Genomic DNA, 18403 nt, shown 5'->3' on the forward strand with positions numbered 1-18403 from the left:
GATTAAAACTGTGGGAGCTAGCCCTGCTAGCGATAGCGGTGGGTCAGACAACAACGGTGTTGAGTGTCAGTCCGCAATCGCTAGCAGGGCTAGCTCCCACAGGGTTCGGTGTTGATCAGTGAGGTTGGGTGTTGCCCGCAGCGGTGTCGATGCTGACCACCACCGACATTCCCGGCCGCAGCCGTTCCTCTTCCTGCTGGTCCGCATCAATGGTGATCCGCACCGGCACGCGCTGGGCGATTTTGACGAAGTTGCCCGTCGCGTTATCTGCCTGCAACAAGGCGAATTCCGACCCGGTCCCCGGCGAAATATGCTGCACATGCCCGGTGAATTTGCGGTGGTTCAACGCATCGACGGTGAAGCGCACCGGTTGCCCGACCCGCACGTTGTCCATCTGGGTTTCCTTCATGTTGGCGATCACCCATTTCTGGTTTGGCACCAACGCCATCAACTGCGCCCCGGAGTTGACGTAGGCGCCCAAACGCACGCCGATTTGCCCTAACTGGCCGTCACGCGGGGCGACGATACGGGTGTTCGACAGATCGATCCGCGCCAGTTGCACCGCCGCTTCGGCGCTGGCCACTGCCGCTTCCAGCGAGCCGCGATTGACGATCACCGTTTGCAGATCCTGGCGGGCGATTTCCAGATTGGCCTTGGCCTGCGCCACGGCTGCGACGCTTTGCGCATTGGCTGCGAGTGCCACGTCCATCTCGCGTTTGGACACCGAACCGTCGCGCACCAATTCCTGATTTCGGCGCAGATCGGCCTCGCTCTTGCGCAGCTGCGCTTCACTGTCGGCCTGCACGGCCTGACGCAATTTGATCGTCGCTTCGGCGCTGTTGCGTTGCTGCACCACGTTGGCCAGAGATGCCTTTTGCACCGCCAGTTGCGCCAACGACTGATCGAGGCGCTGCTGGTAGATGCGGTCGTCCAAACGCACCAGCAAATCGCCGGCCTTCACGTACTGGAAATCCTGCACCGGCACTTCAAACACATAACCGGCCAGCTGCGGACCGATGATCGTCACCTGCCCGCGAATCAACGCGTTTTCGGTGGTCTCGACCGCGCTGCTGAACGGTGGCAACTGCCACGCATACAAGACGATCAACACGCCAACGATGGCAATCGTGGCGAAGCCCAGCGAGGAAATGATCCGCACCCGCAGCGAACGTGGCTCGGTGTTCGGCGATGACGGCGGCGCCACGCCTTCAGGCGCGGCGGCAATAGCGTGGGTGGTTGTGGTGGTCGGTTCGGTCATGAAGAAATGGCACCGTTCGAAGGTGTGGATGGCGCGGGGGCGACGGCTTTGGTAGTGCTCATCAGCCACAGCGCACGAATGGACAGCCAGATCATGGTCAGCACCGCAATCACGGCGATCAGCATGAACACGTCGTTATAGGCCAGCACGTTGGCCTCACGGGTAGCGGCATTGGCCAGGGTGCGAATACCGGCGAGGTTGCGCAGGCTCGGGTCGGCCAGCACCGAGCCGAACGCCGAGCCGCCGCTCTGTACCCGGGCGGCAACCAACGGATCGGACAGCACCAGATGCTCGACGATATGACTGGAATGGAATTTCTCACGGACGATCTGGAAGGTTCCCAGAAGCGCGGCGCCAAGCAGGCCGCCAAGGTTATTGCAGATCCCGAACAGCACGGAAAAACTCACCAGATTGCGCGGATTGGTCAGCACATTGCGCGTGCCGAGAACCATGGTCGGGCCGAGGAAAAACGTGCTGCCGAAGGCCAGCAGGAACTGGCTGAAATACAGGTTCTGCGGGCGGGTCAGGTTGTTGGAAAAACTGTCCATCACCGACCCGGTGGCCATCAGACCCAGGGAGATGATCAACGGCATCAACAGGTGCTTGGGGTCGATCGTCAGCGCGCTGGTCAACAGCCCCGCGACGCTGCCAATCAGCATGACTACGTACAGGCTGTGCAACTGCTCGTAGCCCATGTTCAGGTTCTGCATGAAACCCACCGCCCCGGTGGACTGCTCCGAGGTGACCATACGAATCAGAGTCACCGCCAGCGCCAGGCGGATCATCGTTCCGCTGCCGAGCCAACGGGTCATCAGCATCGGGTTGCTGCGGTTATGTTCGATGGCCAGGCCGGCGAGAATCAGCGCGATGGACGAGGCCAAGGCAACACCGATCCAGTCCGCCTCCAGCCACCAGTCGATCCGCCCCAGCGACAGCACCGCGCACAACAATGCCACCCCCGTGGCGAGAATCGCGAACGTCAGAAAGTCGAGTTTTTCGAAGGTTTTAAAGCGATCGCCCGGCGGCAACTTGAGCATCAACACGCAACCGAGCGACAGCAAGGCCATGCCCAATTCGAACAGATACAAGCCACGCCATTCGGCGATTTGCAGCAAGTCTTCGGAGAACAAACGCGCCAGCGGCAACGCCAACTGCGAGGTGCCAAGGCCGAGGACCAGCGCCTTCATCCGCCACTTCGCCGGGAACGCCTGCACCATGTAATACAAGCCCAGCGAACTCAGCGCCGCGCCAACCATGCCGTGCGCTGCACGCACCGCCACCGCCGAATTCAGGTCGTTGACGAACAAATGGCCGAAGGTCACCAGCGCATACAGCACCAGAAACACTTCGGTAAACGCGCGCAAACCGAACTGCTGGCGAAACTTCACCAACAGCAGGTTCATCGACACGTTGGTCATCACATACGCCGCCGGCAGCCAGGCCATTTCTGCGGTGGTTGCGCCGAGGGCGCCCTGCAGATACGTCAGGTTGGCGACCACCAGCGAATTACCCAAACCACCGGTCACCGCCACCAGCAAACCGACCAGCGCATAGGCCAGGCGCTTGGGATTGGAGTGCAACGGCGTCGAGGGAGAACCGGGCAGACTGGGCTTCTCGTGGGGTTGCCAGTTGCGCGGGGCGTATTGATCCATTGAAAAGCCTTGTGCGGAAGGTGGTTAAGTTTGCCGCAAATTCACTGGCAACACACTCATCCCCCTGTTATCCACCAAACCCCTGTGGGAGCTGGCTTGCCAGCGATGACGCCGGCACATCCAGCATCCTTGTTGAATGACACTCCGCAATCGCTGGCAAGCCAGCTCCCACAAGGTTGGGCAGAGAACTGGAAATTCAGGTTCGCCAAGTCATCGTATAACTTGTTATTGACATTCCCCGGAAACCTAGGAAATATCCGCAACCATGTTGTACGACGACGTATAACAAAAATAAAAACAATAAACGAAACAGGGAGCGTCACAGTGAGCACACTCGTCCGCAATTCCGTCCGCCCTTCCCGCTTTTCCGTTATTTGCCCGCGTTCCACCCTGAGCCTGATCGGCTGCAGCAGCCTGGCCCTCGCCCTACCGATGAGCGCCGATGCCGAAGGCTTTCTCGAAGACAGCAAAGCCACGCTGAACCTGCGCAACGCCTACTTCAACCGCAACTTCGTCAACCCGGCCAACGCCCAGGGCAAGGCCGAAGAGTGGACGCAAAACTTCATTCTCGACGCCAAATCCGGCTTCACCCAAGGCACCGTCGGTTTCGGTCTGGATGTGCTGGGGATGTATTCGCAAAAGCTTGATGGCGGCAAAGGCACCGGCGGCACGCAGCTGTTGCCGATCCACGATGACGGGCGTCCGGCGGACAACTTCGGCCGTCTCGGCGTGGCGTTGAAAGCCAAGGTGTCGAAGACAGAACTGAAGGTCGGCGAGTGGATGCCAGTCCTGCCGATCCTGCGCTCCGACGATGGTCGCTCACTGCCGCAAACCTTTCGCGGTGGCCAGATCACTTCCACCGAGATCAATGGCCTGACCGTCTACGGCGGCCAGTTCCGCGGCAACAGCCCGCGCAACGATGCGAGCATGGAAGACATGTCGATGAACGGCCGCGGCGCGTTTACTTCGGATCGCTTCAACTTCGGCGGCGGCGAATACACCTTCAACGACAAGCGCACCCTGGTCGGCGTGTGGTACGCCGAACTCAGCGACATCTACCAACAACAGTATTTCAACCTCAGCCACAGCCAGCCGCTGGGCGACTGGACGCTGGGCGCCAACCTCGGTTTCTTCACTGGCAAGGAAGACGGCAGCGCCCAGGCCGGCGACCTCGACAACAAGACCGCGTTCGCCATGCTTTCGGCCAAATACGGCGGCAACACCTTCTACGTCGGCCTGCAAAAACTGGGCGGCGACGACGCGTGGATGCGGGTCAACGGCACCAGCGGCGGCACCTTGGCCAACGACAGTTACAACGCCAGTTATGACAACGCCAAGGAGCGCTCCTGGCAGTTGCGCCACGACTACAACTTCGTCGCCCTCGGCATCCCCGGCCTGACCATGATGAACCGCTACATCAGCGGCGATAACGTGCACACCGGGACCATCACCGACGGCAAGGAATGGGGCCGCGAGTCGGAGCTGGCCTACACCGTACAGAGCGGTCCGTTGAAAAACCTCAACGTGAAATGGCGTAACGCGACGATTCGCCGGGACTTCAGCACCAACGAGTTTGACGAGAACCGGATCTTTATCAGTTATCCGATTTCGTTGTTGTAAGCAATTTCCCTTGTGGGAGCGAGCTTGCTCGCGAAGGGCGGCGTGTCAGTCGATGCAAAAATCGCCTGCACCGGCCCTATCGCTGGCAAGCCAGCTCCCACAGTTACCAAAGTTATTATCGATATCTGTACTCACGGCAGCACCCTGTGGGAGCTGGCTTGCCAGCGATGGCGGCTGCAGATTCAACATGAGTGTTGATTGACACACCGCATTCGCGAGCAAGCTCGCTCCCACAAGGGATCGCATTGCAAGTACAGGATTGGAGTATCGAACGGAAAAAGCATTGGCCCATCCGTCATCTACACCGAAAGTCGCGTTGACAAGTTCCGGAAACCCTACCGATACTTCAGCGCAGTCATACGACAACCTACAACAAACCTAATAACAATGTGTTCAGGGATTGCCATGACGTCTACCTCTACCTCCCGCGCTCCATTCAATCGCCTGCTGCTGACCGGCGCTGCCGGTGGCCTGGGCAAAGTTCTGCGCGAACGCCTGCGCCCTTATGCCAATGTATTGCGCCTCTCCGACATCGCCGCCCTCGCCCCGACGGTCGATGATCGCGAAGAAATCGTCGTCTGCGACCTCGCCGACAAACACGCCGTGCACCAACTGGTCGAAGGCGTCGACGCGATCCTGCATTTTGGCGGCGTCTCCGTTGAGCGTCCGTTCGAAGAAATCCTCGGCGCCAACATCTGCGGCGTCTTCCACATTTATGAAGCCGCGCGCCGACATGGCGTGAAGCGGGTGATCTTCGCCAGCTCCAACCATGTGATCGGCTTCTACAAACAGGACGAGCCGCTCGACGCCAGCTCCGCCCGCCGCCCCGATGGCTACTACGGATTGTCCAAGTCCTACGGCGAAGACATGGCCAGTTTCTACTTCGATCGATACGGCATCGAGACCGTCAGCATCCGCATCGGCTCCTCGTTCCCCGAGCCGCAAAACCGTCGAATGATGCACACCTGGCTGAGCTTCGACGACCTCACGCAATTGCTCGAACACTCGCTATACACGCCCAACGTCGGCCACACCATTGTCTACGGCATGTCCGACAACAAGGATGTCTGGTGGGACAACCGCTTCGCCAGCCACCTCGGTTATGAAGCGAAGGACAGCTCCGAAGTGTTCCGTGAAAAAGTCGAAGCGCAACCGATGCCGGCTGCCGATGACCCGGCACGCATCTATCAGGGCGGCGCGTTTGTCGCGGCCGGTCCGTTCGGCGACTGATCACTCTGACAACGACGCAAAGGAATGAGTATGCAAGCCGAATTGATCGTCGACGCCCGCAACGCCGTGGGCGAAAGCCCGGTCTGGGTACCGCAGGAAAATGCGCTGTACTGGGTCGATATCCCCAACGGCGGGCTGCAACGCTGGAGCGCCGACAGCGGTCACGTACATGCCTGGAAAGCCCCGGAAATGCTCGCCTGCATCGCCCGCCACAGCCGTGGCGGCTGGATCGCCGGAATGGAAAGCGGCTTCTTTCGTCTGCAGCCGCACACCGACGGCAGCCTCGACAGTGAGCTGCTGGCCAGTGTCGAGCACAGCCGCGAAGACATGCGTCTCAACGATGGTCGCTGCGACCGTCAGGGTCGATTCTGGGCGGGCAGCATGGTGCTGAACATGGGCCTGAACGCGCCCGAGGGTCGGCTCTATCGTTACGGCGCCGGGCAGTCTGGGGTGGTCGAAGCGCAGCTCGACGGCTTCATCGTGCCCAACGGCCTCGGCTTCAGCCCCGACGGCAAAACCCTGTACTTGTCCGACTCGCACCCCAACGTGCAGCTGATTTGGGCGTTCGATTACGACACCGACACCGGCACCCCGTCGAACCGCCGGGTCTTCGTCGACATGAACGATTACTGCGGCCGCCCCGACGGCGCGGCAGTAGACGCCGACGGTTGCTACTGGATCTGCGCCAACGACGCCGGTCTGGTTCATCGCTTCACGCCGGACGGACGCCTTGATTACTCGCTGCCCGTACCGGTGAAAAAACCCACCATGTGCGCCTTCGGTGGCAGCGGGATGGACACCTTGTTCGTCGCCTCGATCCGCCCCGGCGATGACCACGATCCGCAATCCCTGGCCGGCGGCGTGTTCGCCCTGAACACCGGCGTCAAAGGCCTGCCGGAGCCACTGTTCGACGCTTTGCTGTAACCCACTTGCTGCACCGCTGCGCCCTGAACACAACAATAACAAGACTGGAGACACCCCCATGGACTTCAAACGCACCTTGCTCGCCGCTGCACTTCCACTGATGTTCACCTTCGCCGGTGCCGCCCAAGCGCTGGAACTCAAATTCGCTGACATTCACCCCGCCGGTTACCCGACTGTCGTAGCCGAAGAAAGCATGGGCAAGACCCTGACCAAGGAAACCAACGGCGAGCTGACCTTCAAGTACTTCCCGGGCGGTGTGCTCGGTTCGGAAAAGGAAGTCATCGAGCAGATGCAGGTCGGCGCGGTGCAGCTGTCGCGCGTCAGCCTGGGTATCGTCGGCCCTGTGGTGCCGGACGTGAACGTGTTCAACATGCCGTTCATCTTCCGCGACCAGCAACACATGCGTGACGTCATCGACGGCCCGGTAGGCGACGAAATTCTCGGCAAAATCACCAACTCCGAATTCGGCCTGGTGGCCCTGGCCTGGATGGACGGCGGCACGCGCAACATCTACACCAAGAAACCGGTACGTAAACTCGAAGACCTCAAGGGCATGAAAATCCGTGTCCAGGGCAACCCGATGTTCATCGACATGATGAACGCCATGGGCGGTAACGGCATCGCCATGGACACTGGCGAAATCTTCAGCGCCCTGCAGACCGGCGTGATCGATGGCGCGGAAAACAACCCGCCGACCCTGCTTGAACACAACCACTTCCAGAACGCCAAGTTCTACAGCCTGACCGGGCACCTGATCCTGCCCGAGCCGATCGTGATGTCGAAAATCACTTGGGAAAAACTCACCCCGGATCAACAGGCGCTAGTCAAAACAGCTGCCAAGGCTGCCCAGGCTGAAGAACGCGTGCTGTGGGACAAGAAGTCCGCTGCCAGCGAAGAAAAACTCAAGGCTGCCGGCGTCGAGTTCATCACCGTCGACAAGAAACCCTTCTACGACGCCACCGCCTCGGTTCGGGAGAAATACGGCGCGCCGTATGCCGATCTGATCAAAAAGATCGAAGCCGTTCAGTAACACCTCCCGCTCCATACTCATGAAAAGGCCCGACGCGCCCGATGTTCGAGGCGCGCCCGGTTACGGTGGAACCCGATGAAGAATTTGCTGCTGCGTATCAACGACAAAATTTACATGACGTGCATCTGGGTCGCCGGCCTTTCCGTCCTGGCGATTTCCCTGATGATCCCTTGGGGCGTGTTTGCCCGCTATGTACTGGGCACCGGTTCGAGCTGGCCGGAACCCACAGCGATTCTGCTGATGATGGTGTTCACTTTTATCGGCGCTGCCGCCAGTTATCGCGCTGGCGCGCACATGGCCGTGGCGATGCTCACCGACCGCATGCCGCCGCAACTGAAATCCGCTGCGTCGATTCTTTCCCAACTGCTCATGGGCCTGATCTGCCTCTTCATGACCATCTGGGGCTTCAAGCTGTGCATGTCCACCTGGAACCAGTTCATGGCCGCCCTGCCCGACCTGCGGGTTGGCGTGACCTATTTGCCGATTCCACTGGGCGGCTTGCTCACACTGATTTTCGTTGTCGAAAAACTCTTGCTCGGTGACCAGAGCAAACGTCGAGTCGTGCAGTTCGACCTGGTCGAAGAAAGTGAAGGTGCCGCTTAATGGACGCTCTGATTCTGCTGGGCAGTTTTATCGTATTGATCCTGGTCGGCATGCCGGTCGCCTACGCGCTGGGTGCTGCTGCCCTGATCGGGGCATGGTGGATCGACATTCCGTTCCAGGCGGTGATGATCCAGGTTGCTTCGGGGGTGAACAAATTCTCGTTGCTGGCCATTCCGTTCTTCGTGCTGGCCGGTGCGATCATGGCCGAGGGCGGCATGTCGCGCCGGTTGGTGGCGTGTGCCGGGGTGCTGGTTGGATTCGTGCGCGGCGGCCTGTCACTGGTCAACATCGTCGCATCGACTTTCTTCGGCGCGATCTCCGGTTCGTCGGTGGCCGACACCGCGTCGGTGGGCTCGGTGCTGATTCCGGAAATGGAGCGCAAAGGTTATCCGCGCGACTTCTCCACCGCCGTGACCGTCAGCGGTTCGGTGCAGGCCTTGCTGACACCGCCGAGCCACAACTCGGTGCTCTATTCGCTGGCGGCCGGTGGCACGGTTTCGATTGCCTCGCTGTTCATGGCCGGCATCGTGCCGGGCCTGATGATGAGCGCCTGCCTGATGGTGCTGTGCCTGATTTTCGCGAAAAAGCGCAACTACCCCAAGGGTGAAGTGATCCCGATGCGCCAGGCGTTGAAAATCGTCGGCGAAGCCCTCTGGGGCATGATGGCGATGGTGATCATTCTCGGCGGGATTCTCTCGGGGATCTTCACCGCGACCGAGTCGGCAGCGATTGCCGTGCTCTGGGCGTTCTTCGTCACCATGTTCATCTACCGCGACTACAAGTGGCGTGAGCTGCCGAAACTGATGCACCGCACGGTGCGGACGATTTCGATCGTGATGATCCTGATCGGTTTCGCCGCGAGCTTCGGCTACATCATGACCCTGATGCAGATCCCGGCGAAAATCACCACGCTGTTCCTGACCCTGTCAGACAACCGCTACGTGATCCTGATGTGCATCAACGTCATGCTGCTGTTGCTCGGCACGGTGATGGACATGGCGCCACTGATCCTGATCCTCACGCCGATCCTGATGCCGGTGATTCTCGGCATCGGCGTCGACCCGGTGCAGTTCGGCATGATCATGCTGGTGAACCTGGGGATCGGATTGATAACGCCGCCGGTGGGTGCGGTACTGTTTGTCGGGTCAGCGGTGGGCAAAGTGAGTATTGAAAGCACTGTCAAAGCGTTGCTGCCGTTCTATGCGGTGCTGTTTCTGGTGCTGCTGCTGGTGACGTATGTTCCGGCGATTTCGCTGTGGTTGCCGCATTTGGTGTTGTAAGCCGATAAACAATCGCAGCCCTTAACGGGCTGCGGTTTTTGCTTCACGCCCGCAACAACATATACCCCGCCACCACCAGACAAACACTGGCAAACCCCACCTGCAACGCCCGCGCCGGCACCCGCGCGCACAGTTTGCGTCCGATGATCATGCCGACAATGCTGGCCACGATAAACGCCGAGCCCTGCCCGTCGATCCGCACACCTGCGTGAAACGAGCCGATCACGCCAATCGCCGAAATCAGACTGATCACCATCAACGACGTGGCAACGATGCCGCGCATCTGCACATCGGTCAGTTGCTTGAACGCCGGCACAATCAAGAAGCCGCCACCAACGCCGAGCAAACCGGACACCACCCCGGTAATTGCGCCCAATGCCGCCAGGGTCGCGGTGCATTTGGCGGTCCAGTCAAAGCGCCCGGTGTCTTCGTTGAGCATGCAGTTCTTCTGGCCCCAACTGGCGTGGCCGTGATCGCTCGGCCCTGCCTGCTGACGCTCGCGCCGCAACATGCGCCAGGCGACCATGACCATCAGCAGACTGAACAGCACCATAAGGATTTTTTCCGGCAACTGATGCGCGAAGTAAATCCCCAGCGGCGAAAACACCGCACCCAGCGCCGCAATCAACAGCGCCGCGCGATAACGCACCAGGCCATGACGCAAACCGTCGATAGCGCCGACCGCCGCCGCGCTGCCGACCGCAAACAATGCGACCGGCGCTGCCTGCGTCATCGTCCAGCCTAGCCCGAGCACCAGCGCCGGCACCGCAAGAATGCCGCCACCGGCCCCGGTCAAACCGAGGACCAACCCCATCACCACGCCAAACAGACTTGCCAGCAACATAGGGTTTTCTCAGTCGACCTTGGACAGACCAGTCAGCCACTCGCGGCCCTTGAGCATGCCGTTCCAGTAGAACCACGGCAGCAGCGTCGCCTTGAGGAACCACGCCGAACGTCGCGCCTGCGTCGGGTCCAGAGGGAACGTCGGGAGCAATTTACCGGCATAGCCGAACTCGGCGAGGATCACTTTGCCCTTCTCCACCGTTAGCGGGCAGGAACCGTAGCCGTCGTACTTCAGCGGCAGTGGTTGCTGCTTGCGCAGGGCCAACAGGTTTTCCGCGACCACAACTACTTGTTTGCGCACTGCTGCGGCGGTTTTGGCGTTCGTCGTGCCACAGATATCACCGAGTGCGAACACCTCGGCATAGCGCGGATGCTGCAGGCTGTGCGGGTTGACTTCGCACCAGCCGGCGGCGTCGGCCAGCGGACTCTGCGCGATGAAATCCGGCGAGACTTGTGGCGGCACCACGTGCAGCAGGTCGAAGGTTTTCGCCTCGCGGGTGACGTTGCCAGTGGCATCCTTGATCTCGAACCACGCGGTTTTCGCCGGGCCGTCGACCTTGACCAGGTTCGAGTTGAAAGCCAGTTGCGCGTTGTACTTGTCGATGTATTTCATCAACGGCGGGACGAATGTCGCCACACCGAACAGTGCAGCGCCGGCCAGATTGAACTCGACGTTGATGTTGTTCAACACGCCGCGTTTCAGCCAGTGATCGCAGGACAGATACAGCGCCTTTTGCGGTGCACCGGCGCATTTGATCGGCATCGCCGGTTGCGTGAACAAGGCTTTGCCGCCGCGCAGTTTCTGCACCTGATCCCAGGTGTATTGCGCGTGTTGATAGCTGTAGTTGGAGGTGACGCCATGTTGGCCGAGGCTTTCCTGCAAACCTTCGATTTTCTCCCAGGCCAGACGCAGGCCGGGGCAGACGATCAGGTTCTGGTAGCTGACAGTGCGCTCGTCGTTGAGGGTGAGTTGTTTTTTGTCGGGATCGATGCCCGTGACGGCGGCTTGAACCCAAGTGGCCTGACGAGGCATCACCTTGGCCATTGGCCGTGCGGTGTCTTTCACGTCGTAGGCGCCACCGCCAACCAGCGTCCACGCCGGCTGGTAGTAATGGTGAGTGCCCGGTTCAATGATTGTAATGCTGAGGGCTGGATCACGCTTGAGCAGACTGGCGACAAAACCGATACCGGCAGTGCCACCGCCGATGACCACGATGTCCGCACTGACGGATGGGCCCCAGTGTTGATCGTTCATTGCTTGTTCCTTTTGCTGCACGCAAGGATTTTTCCGAGTCAACCATTAAACCTGTGGGAGCTGGCTTGCCAGCGATGGCGGCCTGTCCTTCACCATAGATGTCGGATGTGCCGGCCTCATCGCTGGCAAGCCAGCTCCCACAGGGTACGTGGTGTTCTGGCTTGCATTTATGGTTGTTCCCAGCTTTTGAGTACCGCCCCGCAATAAAGCCCCGACAGGGTCTTCATCACCTGAATCACTTCGTGACTGGCCAGCCCGTAAAAAATGTATTTGCCTTCACGGCGGGTCGCGACCAGGCCTTCATCGCGCAAGATGCCCAATTGCTGGGACAGCGTCGGCTGACGCACGCCGGTCATGGTTTCCAGCTCACCGACATTGCGTTCACCCTGGGTCAGTTGACACAGAATCAACAAGCGATCTTCATTGGCCAGGGCCTTGAGCAATGCACAGGCCTTGGAGGCCGAGGCGCGCAGTTGGGCGACTTCACATTCGGTCAGACTGGATTGCATTTGCACGATGCCTTCAACGTCACTTAAGCTGCGAACATTATGTTTAAACATAAAGTGTTGCAACCCATGACTGTTTTTTCCTCATCCTGCACAGGTTCATGCCCATGCCCGCGCTGATTGAAGGTTTCCTCGACCCCGCCTCCTCGACCTACAGCTACGTGGTCTATGAAGCCGATGGCGGACAGTGCGCAATCGTCGACCCGGTGCTCGATTACGACGGTGCAGCCGGACGAACCTGTACCGCACAAGCAGATAAGATCATCGCCTTCGTCCGCGCGCATCAGCTGCAAGTGCAGTGGCTGCTGGAAACCCATGCCCACGCCGATCACCTGTCTGCCGCGCCGTATCTGCGCCGGGAACTGGGCGGCAAAATCGCGATTGGCGAATCGATCAGCAAAGTGCAGAACGTGTTCAAGGCGCTGTTCAATCTGGAACCGGAGTTTTGCGTCGACGGCTCGCAGTTCGATCATCTGTTTACGCCGAACGAATCGTTCAGGATCGGCAACCTCAAAGCCACTGCCCTGCATGTGCCCGGACACACGCCGGCGGACATGGCTTACCTGATCGACGGCGAACAGATTCTGGTCGGCGACACCTTGTTCATGCCCGACGTCGGCACCGCCCGCTGCGATTTCCCCGGTGGCAATGCCCAGCAATTGTTTAACTCGATCCACAAATTGTTGGCATTTCCAGCCAGCGTGAAACTCTACGTTTGCCACGACTATCCGCCGGAAGGTCGCGCCGCGCAGTGCCAGAGCACCGTCGGCGAGCAACGTAAAAGCAATATTCATGTGCATGACGGAATTGATGAGGCGGCATTCGTCGAGATGCGTACAAAACGTGACGCCGGATTGGGCATGCCGACGCTGTTGCTCCCGGCAATTCAGGTGAACGTGCGGGCAGGAAATTTCCCCGCCGCTGAAGGAAACGGTGTGACTTACCTGAAAATACCGCTCAATTCCGTGTGAGAAAAATCCCCGCAAGCCATTGATACCGATGCATTTCCCACGCCACGCGGCGATCGTGATGAACTGGAAATATGGCCCGCCGGGGCCAGACTTCATTGGGCAACCCACCAATGGAGTTTTCGCAATATGGACATTCGCCGAAACCATCGGGACATGACGCCCGAACAGAAAAAGGGCTTCGTCACGGCCCTCATGGTATTGAAGAACCTCACCCCCAGCGTGCTTCGGCCCGGCCTGCAACATCGCTACGATGATTTTGTACAGATTCACCGGAACTCCATGGGCCGGGGAAATCCGATATTTCCCAACCCGCATCGCTCGGCATTGTTCTTCCCCTGGCACCGGATGCTGATTCGCCAGTTCGAACTGGAGTTGCAAACCGCAGTCAGCGACCCTGCGCTCACCCTGCCTTACTGGAACTGGAGCACGAGCGGCACCAATGATCCATTCACCGATGATTTCATGGGCAGAGACGGTGATCCGGGCCAAAATCAGCGGGTGACCTTCGCGCCCTTTGCATTCGACAAAGGCCTGTACGCCATCAAGGTATGGGACACCGAAGAACAAGGGGATGCCGGCGTCACGCGCAACTTCGGCGCCGCAGGCTCGCTGCCGTCAGCCCGGGAGATCGAGGCTGTTTCAGGCAGAACGCCCTACTGGTCAGTGCCAAACGGCTGGGAGAACCTCACGGAGCAAATGCACAACGATGTGCATGGCTGGATCGGCGGCAACATGGGCTCGGCATCATCGCCCAACGACCCGATATTTTTTCTGCACCACTGCCACCTCGACTTCCTTTGGGATCAATGGGTAAGCCGACATCCGGACGAAGCCCGGATCGCGTTTCCCGACGATGCTCCCCACGGAATGCTCGGGGCACGTCTGATCTTCCACCCGGATAACGAGCCCGCCCCTTGGGCCAACAACTGGACAGTCGAACAGACGCTCGACACAAAGTCCCTCGGTTATGCCTACGGCTGAAGATCAACCACCAAGCGTCAGACCATTGACCGGCAACGGCAGCGCCGTTTTGTAGCGCACCTGCTTCAAGGCAAAGCTGGAGCGGATGTTCGCGACCCCAGGCACCTTGGTCAAAAAGTCCATCATGAAGCGCTCCAGCGACTGAATAGTCGGCACCAAAACCCGGATGAGGTAATCCGGGTCGCCGGCCATCAAATAGCATTCCATGACTTCGGGGCGATCGGAAATCGCCTCTTCGAAATGCTGCAGCGCCTCCTCCACCTGCTTCTCGAGGCTAACGTGGATGAACACATTGACGTGCAGGCCCAAAAGATCAGCGTCCAGCAGCGTCACCTGCTCGCGAATCAGGCCCAGTTCCTCCATCGCTTTCACCCGATTGAAGCAGGGTGTTGGCGACAGGTTTACCGAGCGTGCGAGGTCAGCGTTGGTGATGCGCGCGTTCTCCTGAAGGCTGTTGAGAATGCCGATGTCGGTACGGTCCAGTTTACGCATGAGACAAAACCACCTGTTTTTTATGTTTATGCAGAATTTCTATCTGCAAATGATCTTCAGCGCAACGAAACACAGATAAATATTCTTCTTAGCCGGGCCTATGATTGTTGTAGGACAAGATTTCTTCTACCGAAGAATGACTGCCAGCTCACTACAAGAAATTCACAAGATCGAGCGTAGAAGCCATGACCCAAGCGTATGAACCGCTGCGTCTGCACGTCCCTGAACCCTCGGGCCGCCCAGGCTGCAAAACAGACTTTTCCTACCTGCATCTGACCGATGCCGGTACGGTGCGCAAACCTCCCGTTGATGTGGAACCTGCCGACACCGCCGACCTGGCCCGTGGGCTGATTCGCGTGCTCGACGATCAGGGCAACGCCCTCGGCCCATGGGCTGAGAACGTGCCGGTCGAGATCCTGCGCAAGGGTATGCGCGCGATGCTCAAGACGCGCATCTACGACAACCGCATGGTGGTCGCCCAGCGTCAGAAAAAGATGTCGTTCTACATGCAAAGCCTCGGCGAAGAAGCCATCGGCAGCGCGCAGGCATTGGCGCTGAACATCGACGACATGTGCTTCCCGACCTACCGCCAGCAAAGCATCCTGATGGCCCGCGAAGTTCCGCTGGTCGACCTGATCTGCCAACTGCTGTCCAACGAGCGTGATCCGCTCAAGGGCCGGCAGTTGCCGATCATGTATTCGGTCAAGGACGCCGGTTTCTTCACCATTTCCGGCAACCTCGCCACGCAGTTCATTCAAGGCGTGGGCTGGGGCATGGCGTCGGCAATCAAGGGTGACACCAAAATCGCCTCGGCATGGATCGGTGACGGCGCTACCGCCGAATCGGACTTCCACACCGCCCTCACGTTCGCTCACGTTTATCGTGCGCCGGTGATCCTAAACGTGGTCAACAACCAATGGGCGATTTCGACCTTTCAGGCCATCGCCGGTGGTGAAGCCACCACCTTTGCCGGACGCGGCGTCGGTTGCGGCATCGCTTCGCTGCGCGTTGATGGCAACGACTTCTACGCGGTTTACGCGGCATCCGCCTGGGCCGCCGAACGCGCCCGCCGCAATCTCGGTCCGACCATGATCGAATGGGTCACCTACCGCGCCGGCCCGCACTCGACTTCCGACGATCCATCGAAATATCGTCCTGCCGATGACTGGAGCCACTTCCCGCTCGGCGACCCTATCGCCCGCCTCAAACAACACCTGATCAAGGTCGGCCACTGGTCGGACGAAGAGCACGCCGCCGTCAGCGCCGAACTCGAAGCCGAAGTGATTGCCGCGCAGAAACAGGCCGAACAGTACGGCACCCTCGCCGGCGGCCAGATTCCAAGCGCCGCGACCATGTTCGAAGACGTCTACAAAGAGATGCCGGAGCACTTGAAGCGCCAGCGTCAGCAGTTGGGGATCTGACATGAACGATCACAACAACAATATTCAGTTGGAAACCGCCATGACCACGACCACCATGACCATGATCCAGGCCCTGCGCTCGGCCATGGATGTGATGCTTGAGCGTGACGATAACGTGGTGGTATTCGGGCAGGACGTCGGCTACTTCGGTGGCGTGTTCCGTTGCACCGAAGGTCTGCAGACCAAGTACGGCACCTCGCGCGTGTTCGATGCACCGATTTCCGAGAGCGGCATCGTCGGTGTTGCCGTCGGCATGGGCGCCTACGGTCTGCGTCCGGTCGCCGAGATTCAGTTCGCCGACTACGTCTACCCGGCTTCCGACCAGATCATTTCCGAAGCCGCGCGTCTGCGTTATCGCTCGGCTGGCGAGTTCACCGCACCGATGACCCTGCGTATGCCATGCGGCGGCGGCATCTACGGTGGCCAGACCCACAGCCAGAGCATCGAGGCGATGTTCACTCAGGTCTGCGGCCTGCGCACGGTGATGCCGTCCAACCCGTATGACGCCAAAGGCCTGCTGATCGCCTCCATCGAAAACGATGACCCGGTGATCTTCCTTGAGCCAAAACGCCTGTACAACGGCCCGTTCGATGGCCACCACGACCGCCCGGTAACCCCGTGGTCGAAACACCCTGCCGCACAAGTCCCGGACGGTTACTACACCGTGCCGCTGGACGTTGCCGCGATCACCCGCCCGGGCAAGGACGTGACCGTGCTGACTTACGGCACCACCGTTTATGTCTCGCAGGTCGCTGCCGAAGAAAGCGGCGTTGATGCCGAAGTCATCGACCTGCGCAGCCTGTGGCCGCTGGACCTGGAAACCATCGTCAAGTCGGTAAAGAAAACCGGCCGTTGCGTGGTGGTTCACGAAGCCACCCGCACCTGCGGTTTTGGCGCCGAACTGGTGTCGCTGGTGCAAGAACATTGCTTCCATCACCTGGAAGCGCCGATCGAACGCGTCACCGGTTGGGACACCCCCTATCCGCACGCGCAGGAGTGGGCGTATTTCCCAGGGCCGTCCCGAGTGGGCGCGGCGTTGAAACGGGTCATGGAGGTCTGAATGGGCACGCACGTTATCAAGATGCCGGACATCGGCGAAGGCATCGCAGAAGTAGAGCTGTCGCAGTGGCACGTCAAAGTGGGCGATCTGGTGGTTGAGGACCAGGTGCTGGCAGACGTGATGACCGACAAGGCGATGGTCGATATTCCATCGCCAGTGCACGGCAAAGTAATTGCCCTCGGTGGTCAGCCGGGCGAAGTGATGGCGGTTGGCAGTGTGCTGATCAGCATTGAGGTTGAAGGTGCTGGCAACCTGAAAGAAGTCGCCGCACCTGCTGCGGTGAAAGAGGCGCCCGTCGCGCCGAAAGTTGAACCCGTCGTTGAAAGCAAACCGGCTCCAGCCGCCGCACCGCGCCCGGCTGCCGTTTGCCAGGGCCCGATGGTTGCGCGTGAAGCGGATGAACGCCCACTGGCCTCCCCGGCCGTGCGCAAACATGCGCTGGATCTGGGGATTCAGTTGCGTCTGGTACGCGGCTCCGGCCCTGCCGGTCGGGTGTTGCATGAAGACCTCGAAGCTTATCTGGCGCAAGGTCAGTCGAACGCCTCGGCGCCAGTCGCAGCCGCTTATGCCCAACGCACTGACGAAGAACAGATTCAAGTGATCGGCATGCGCCGCAAGATCGCCCAGCGCATGCAGGATGCTACTCAGCGTGCCGCGCACTTCAGTTACGTCGAAGAAATCGACGTCACTGCGATTGAAGAGCTGCGCGCACACCTCAACGAAAAACATGGCGCCAGCCGTGGCAAATTGACCTTGCTGCCTTTTCTTGTCCGCGCCTTGGTCGTCGCCCTTCGCGACTTCCCGCAGATGAACGCCCGTTACGACGACGAAGCCCAAGTCATCACCCGTCTCGGCGCGGTGCATGTCGGCGTCGCCACGCAAAGCGATGTCGGCCTGATGGTGCCCGTAGTGCGTCACGCCGAAGCGCGCAGCCTGTGGGACAGCGCTGCAGAAATCTCCCGTTTGGCCAACGCCGCGCGTAATGGCAAGGCCAGCCGCGATGAGTTGTCCGGTTCGACCATCACCCTGACCAGCCTCGGTGCGTTGGGCGGCATCGTCAGCACGCCAGTGCTGAACCTGCCGGAGGTGGCTATCGTCGGCGTCAACAAAATCGTCGAACGGCCGATGGTCGTCAAAGGCCAAGTGGTGATCCGCAAGATGATGAACCTCTCCAGCTCCTTCGATCACCGCGTGGTCGACGGCATGGACGCGGCGCTCTTCATCCAGGCCATTCGTGGCTTGATCGAACAACCTGCCACTTTGTTTGTGGAGTAAGG

17 protein-coding genes are annotated in these 18403 nt (G+C 59.8%); 11 read left to right on the top strand and 6 right to left on the bottom strand.

Annotation, left to right across the window (positions count from 1 at the left end):
• Nucleotides 1-115: 115 nt before the first annotated feature.
• Complete coding sequence (locus AC3Y64_RS17360; protein WP_489984632.1) at nucleotides 116-1258, bottom strand: HlyD family secretion protein; 1143 nt, start codon at nucleotides 1256-1258, stop codon at nucleotides 116-118.
• The gene (locus AC3Y64_RS17365) at nucleotides 1255-2910 is read right to left on the bottom strand and encodes an MFS transporter (RefSeq protein ID WP_489984633.1); all 1656 of its coding nucleotides are present in this window, start codon (nucleotides 2908-2910) and stop codon (nucleotides 1255-1257) included. The genes AC3Y64_RS17360 and AC3Y64_RS17365 overlap by 4 nt, the downstream gene beginning before the upstream one ends.
• A 324-nt stretch (nucleotides 2911-3234) precedes the next feature.
• Between AC3Y64_RS17365 and AC3Y64_RS17370 the strand changes: the two genes are divergently transcribed.
• The 6 genes from AC3Y64_RS17370 (at nucleotide 3235) to AC3Y64_RS17395 (ending at nucleotide 9597) form a co-directional block, all read left to right on the top strand.
• Entirely contained in the window at nucleotides 3235-4530 is a 1296-nt protein-coding gene (locus tag AC3Y64_RS17370; RefSeq protein ID WP_489984634.1) for an OprD family porin, read from the top strand.
• A 405-nt stretch (nucleotides 4531-4935) separates the two neighbouring features.
• Nucleotides 4936-5760: an NAD-dependent epimerase/dehydratase family protein gene (locus tag AC3Y64_RS17375; RefSeq protein WP_489984635.1), complete on the top strand. Its 825-nt coding sequence runs from the start codon at nucleotides 4936-4938 to the stop codon at nucleotides 5758-5760.
• A 30-nt stretch (nucleotides 5761-5790) separates the two neighbouring features.
• Entirely contained in the window at nucleotides 5791-6684 is an 894-nt protein-coding gene (locus AC3Y64_RS17380) for an SMP-30/gluconolactonase/LRE family protein (RefSeq protein WP_489984636.1), read from the top strand.
• 58 nt (nucleotides 6685-6742) lie between these two features.
• On the top strand, nucleotides 6743-7714 hold the full coding sequence (locus AC3Y64_RS17385) for a TRAP transporter substrate-binding protein (RefSeq protein ID WP_397481279.1): 972 nt from the start codon (nucleotides 6743-6745) through the stop codon (nucleotides 7712-7714).
• Nucleotides 7715-7789: 75 nt separating this feature from the next.
• The gene (locus AC3Y64_RS17390) at nucleotides 7790-8317 is read left to right on the top strand and encodes a TRAP transporter small permease (RefSeq protein WP_489984637.1); all 528 of its coding nucleotides are present in this window, start codon (nucleotides 7790-7792) and stop codon (nucleotides 8315-8317) included.
• On the top strand, nucleotides 8317-9597 hold the full coding sequence (locus AC3Y64_RS17395; protein WP_489984638.1) for a TRAP transporter large permease: 1281 nt from the start codon (nucleotides 8317-8319) through the stop codon (nucleotides 9595-9597). The genes AC3Y64_RS17390 and AC3Y64_RS17395 overlap by 1 nt, the downstream gene beginning before the upstream one ends.
• Nucleotides 9598-9640: 43 nt before the next feature.
• On the opposite strand, the gene AC3Y64_RS17400 is transcribed toward AC3Y64_RS17395, so the two are convergent.
• From AC3Y64_RS17400 to AC3Y64_RS17410, 3 genes are all read right to left on the bottom strand, one after another.
• Nucleotides 9641-10441: a sulfite exporter TauE/SafE family protein gene (locus AC3Y64_RS17400; protein WP_489984639.1), complete on the bottom strand. Its 801-nt coding sequence runs from the start codon at nucleotides 10439-10441 to the stop codon at nucleotides 9641-9643.
• Nucleotides 10442-10450: 9 nt separating this feature from the next.
• Nucleotides 10451-11695: an NAD(P)/FAD-dependent oxidoreductase gene (locus AC3Y64_RS17405; protein WP_489984640.1), complete on the bottom strand. Its 1245-nt coding sequence runs from the start codon at nucleotides 11693-11695 to the stop codon at nucleotides 10451-10453.
• Nucleotides 11696-11862: 167 nt separating this feature from the next.
• The gene (locus tag AC3Y64_RS17410) at nucleotides 11863-12204 is read right to left on the bottom strand and encodes an ArsR/SmtB family transcription factor (protein ID WP_008086967.1); all 342 of its coding nucleotides are present in this window, start codon (nucleotides 12202-12204) and stop codon (nucleotides 11863-11865) included.
• A gap of 104 nt (nucleotides 12205-12308) precedes the next feature.
• On the opposite strand from AC3Y64_RS17410, the gene AC3Y64_RS17415 reads away from it, so the two are divergent.
• Nucleotides 12309-13172, top strand: a complete 864-nt coding sequence (locus AC3Y64_RS17415) for an MBL fold metallo-hydrolase (protein ID WP_489984641.1) — start codon at nucleotides 12309-12311, stop codon at nucleotides 13170-13172.
• A 126-nt stretch (nucleotides 13173-13298) separates the two neighbouring features.
• The gene (locus AC3Y64_RS17420) at nucleotides 13299-14153 is read left to right on the top strand and encodes a tyrosinase family protein (protein WP_489984642.1); all 855 of its coding nucleotides are present in this window, start codon (nucleotides 13299-13301) and stop codon (nucleotides 14151-14153) included.
• Nucleotides 14154-14156: 3 nt separating this feature from the next.
• Here the strand turns inward: AC3Y64_RS17420 and bkdR are convergent, their stop codons facing one another.
• Entirely contained in the window at nucleotides 14157-14645 is a 489-nt protein-coding gene (gene bkdR, locus AC3Y64_RS17425; protein ID WP_489984643.1) for a Bkd operon transcriptional regulator BkdR, read from the bottom strand.
• A 185-nt stretch (nucleotides 14646-14830) separates the two neighbouring features.
• Between bkdR and AC3Y64_RS17430 the strand changes: the two genes are divergently transcribed.
• From AC3Y64_RS17430 to AC3Y64_RS17440, 3 genes are read left to right on the top strand one after another with little or no spacing between them, the layout of a single operon-like run.
• Nucleotides 14831-16066, top strand: coding sequence for a 3-methyl-2-oxobutanoate dehydrogenase (2-methylpropanoyl-transferring) subunit alpha (locus AC3Y64_RS17430; RefSeq protein WP_141127167.1), 1236 nt, complete (start codon nucleotides 14831-14833; stop codon nucleotides 16064-16066).
• Nucleotide 16067: 1 nt separating this feature from the next.
• Entirely contained in the window at nucleotides 16068-17126 is a 1059-nt protein-coding gene (locus AC3Y64_RS17435) for an alpha-ketoacid dehydrogenase subunit beta (protein WP_007952909.1), read from the top strand.
• Complete coding sequence (locus tag AC3Y64_RS17440) at nucleotides 17127-18401, top strand: dihydrolipoamide acetyltransferase family protein (RefSeq protein ID WP_489984644.1); 1275 nt, start codon at nucleotides 17127-17129, stop codon at nucleotides 18399-18401.
• The last annotated feature ends 2 nt before the right edge of the window (nucleotides 18402-18403 follow it).

It is taken from the genome of Pseudomonas sp. 4CAES_32.4, from assembly GCF_058136335.1.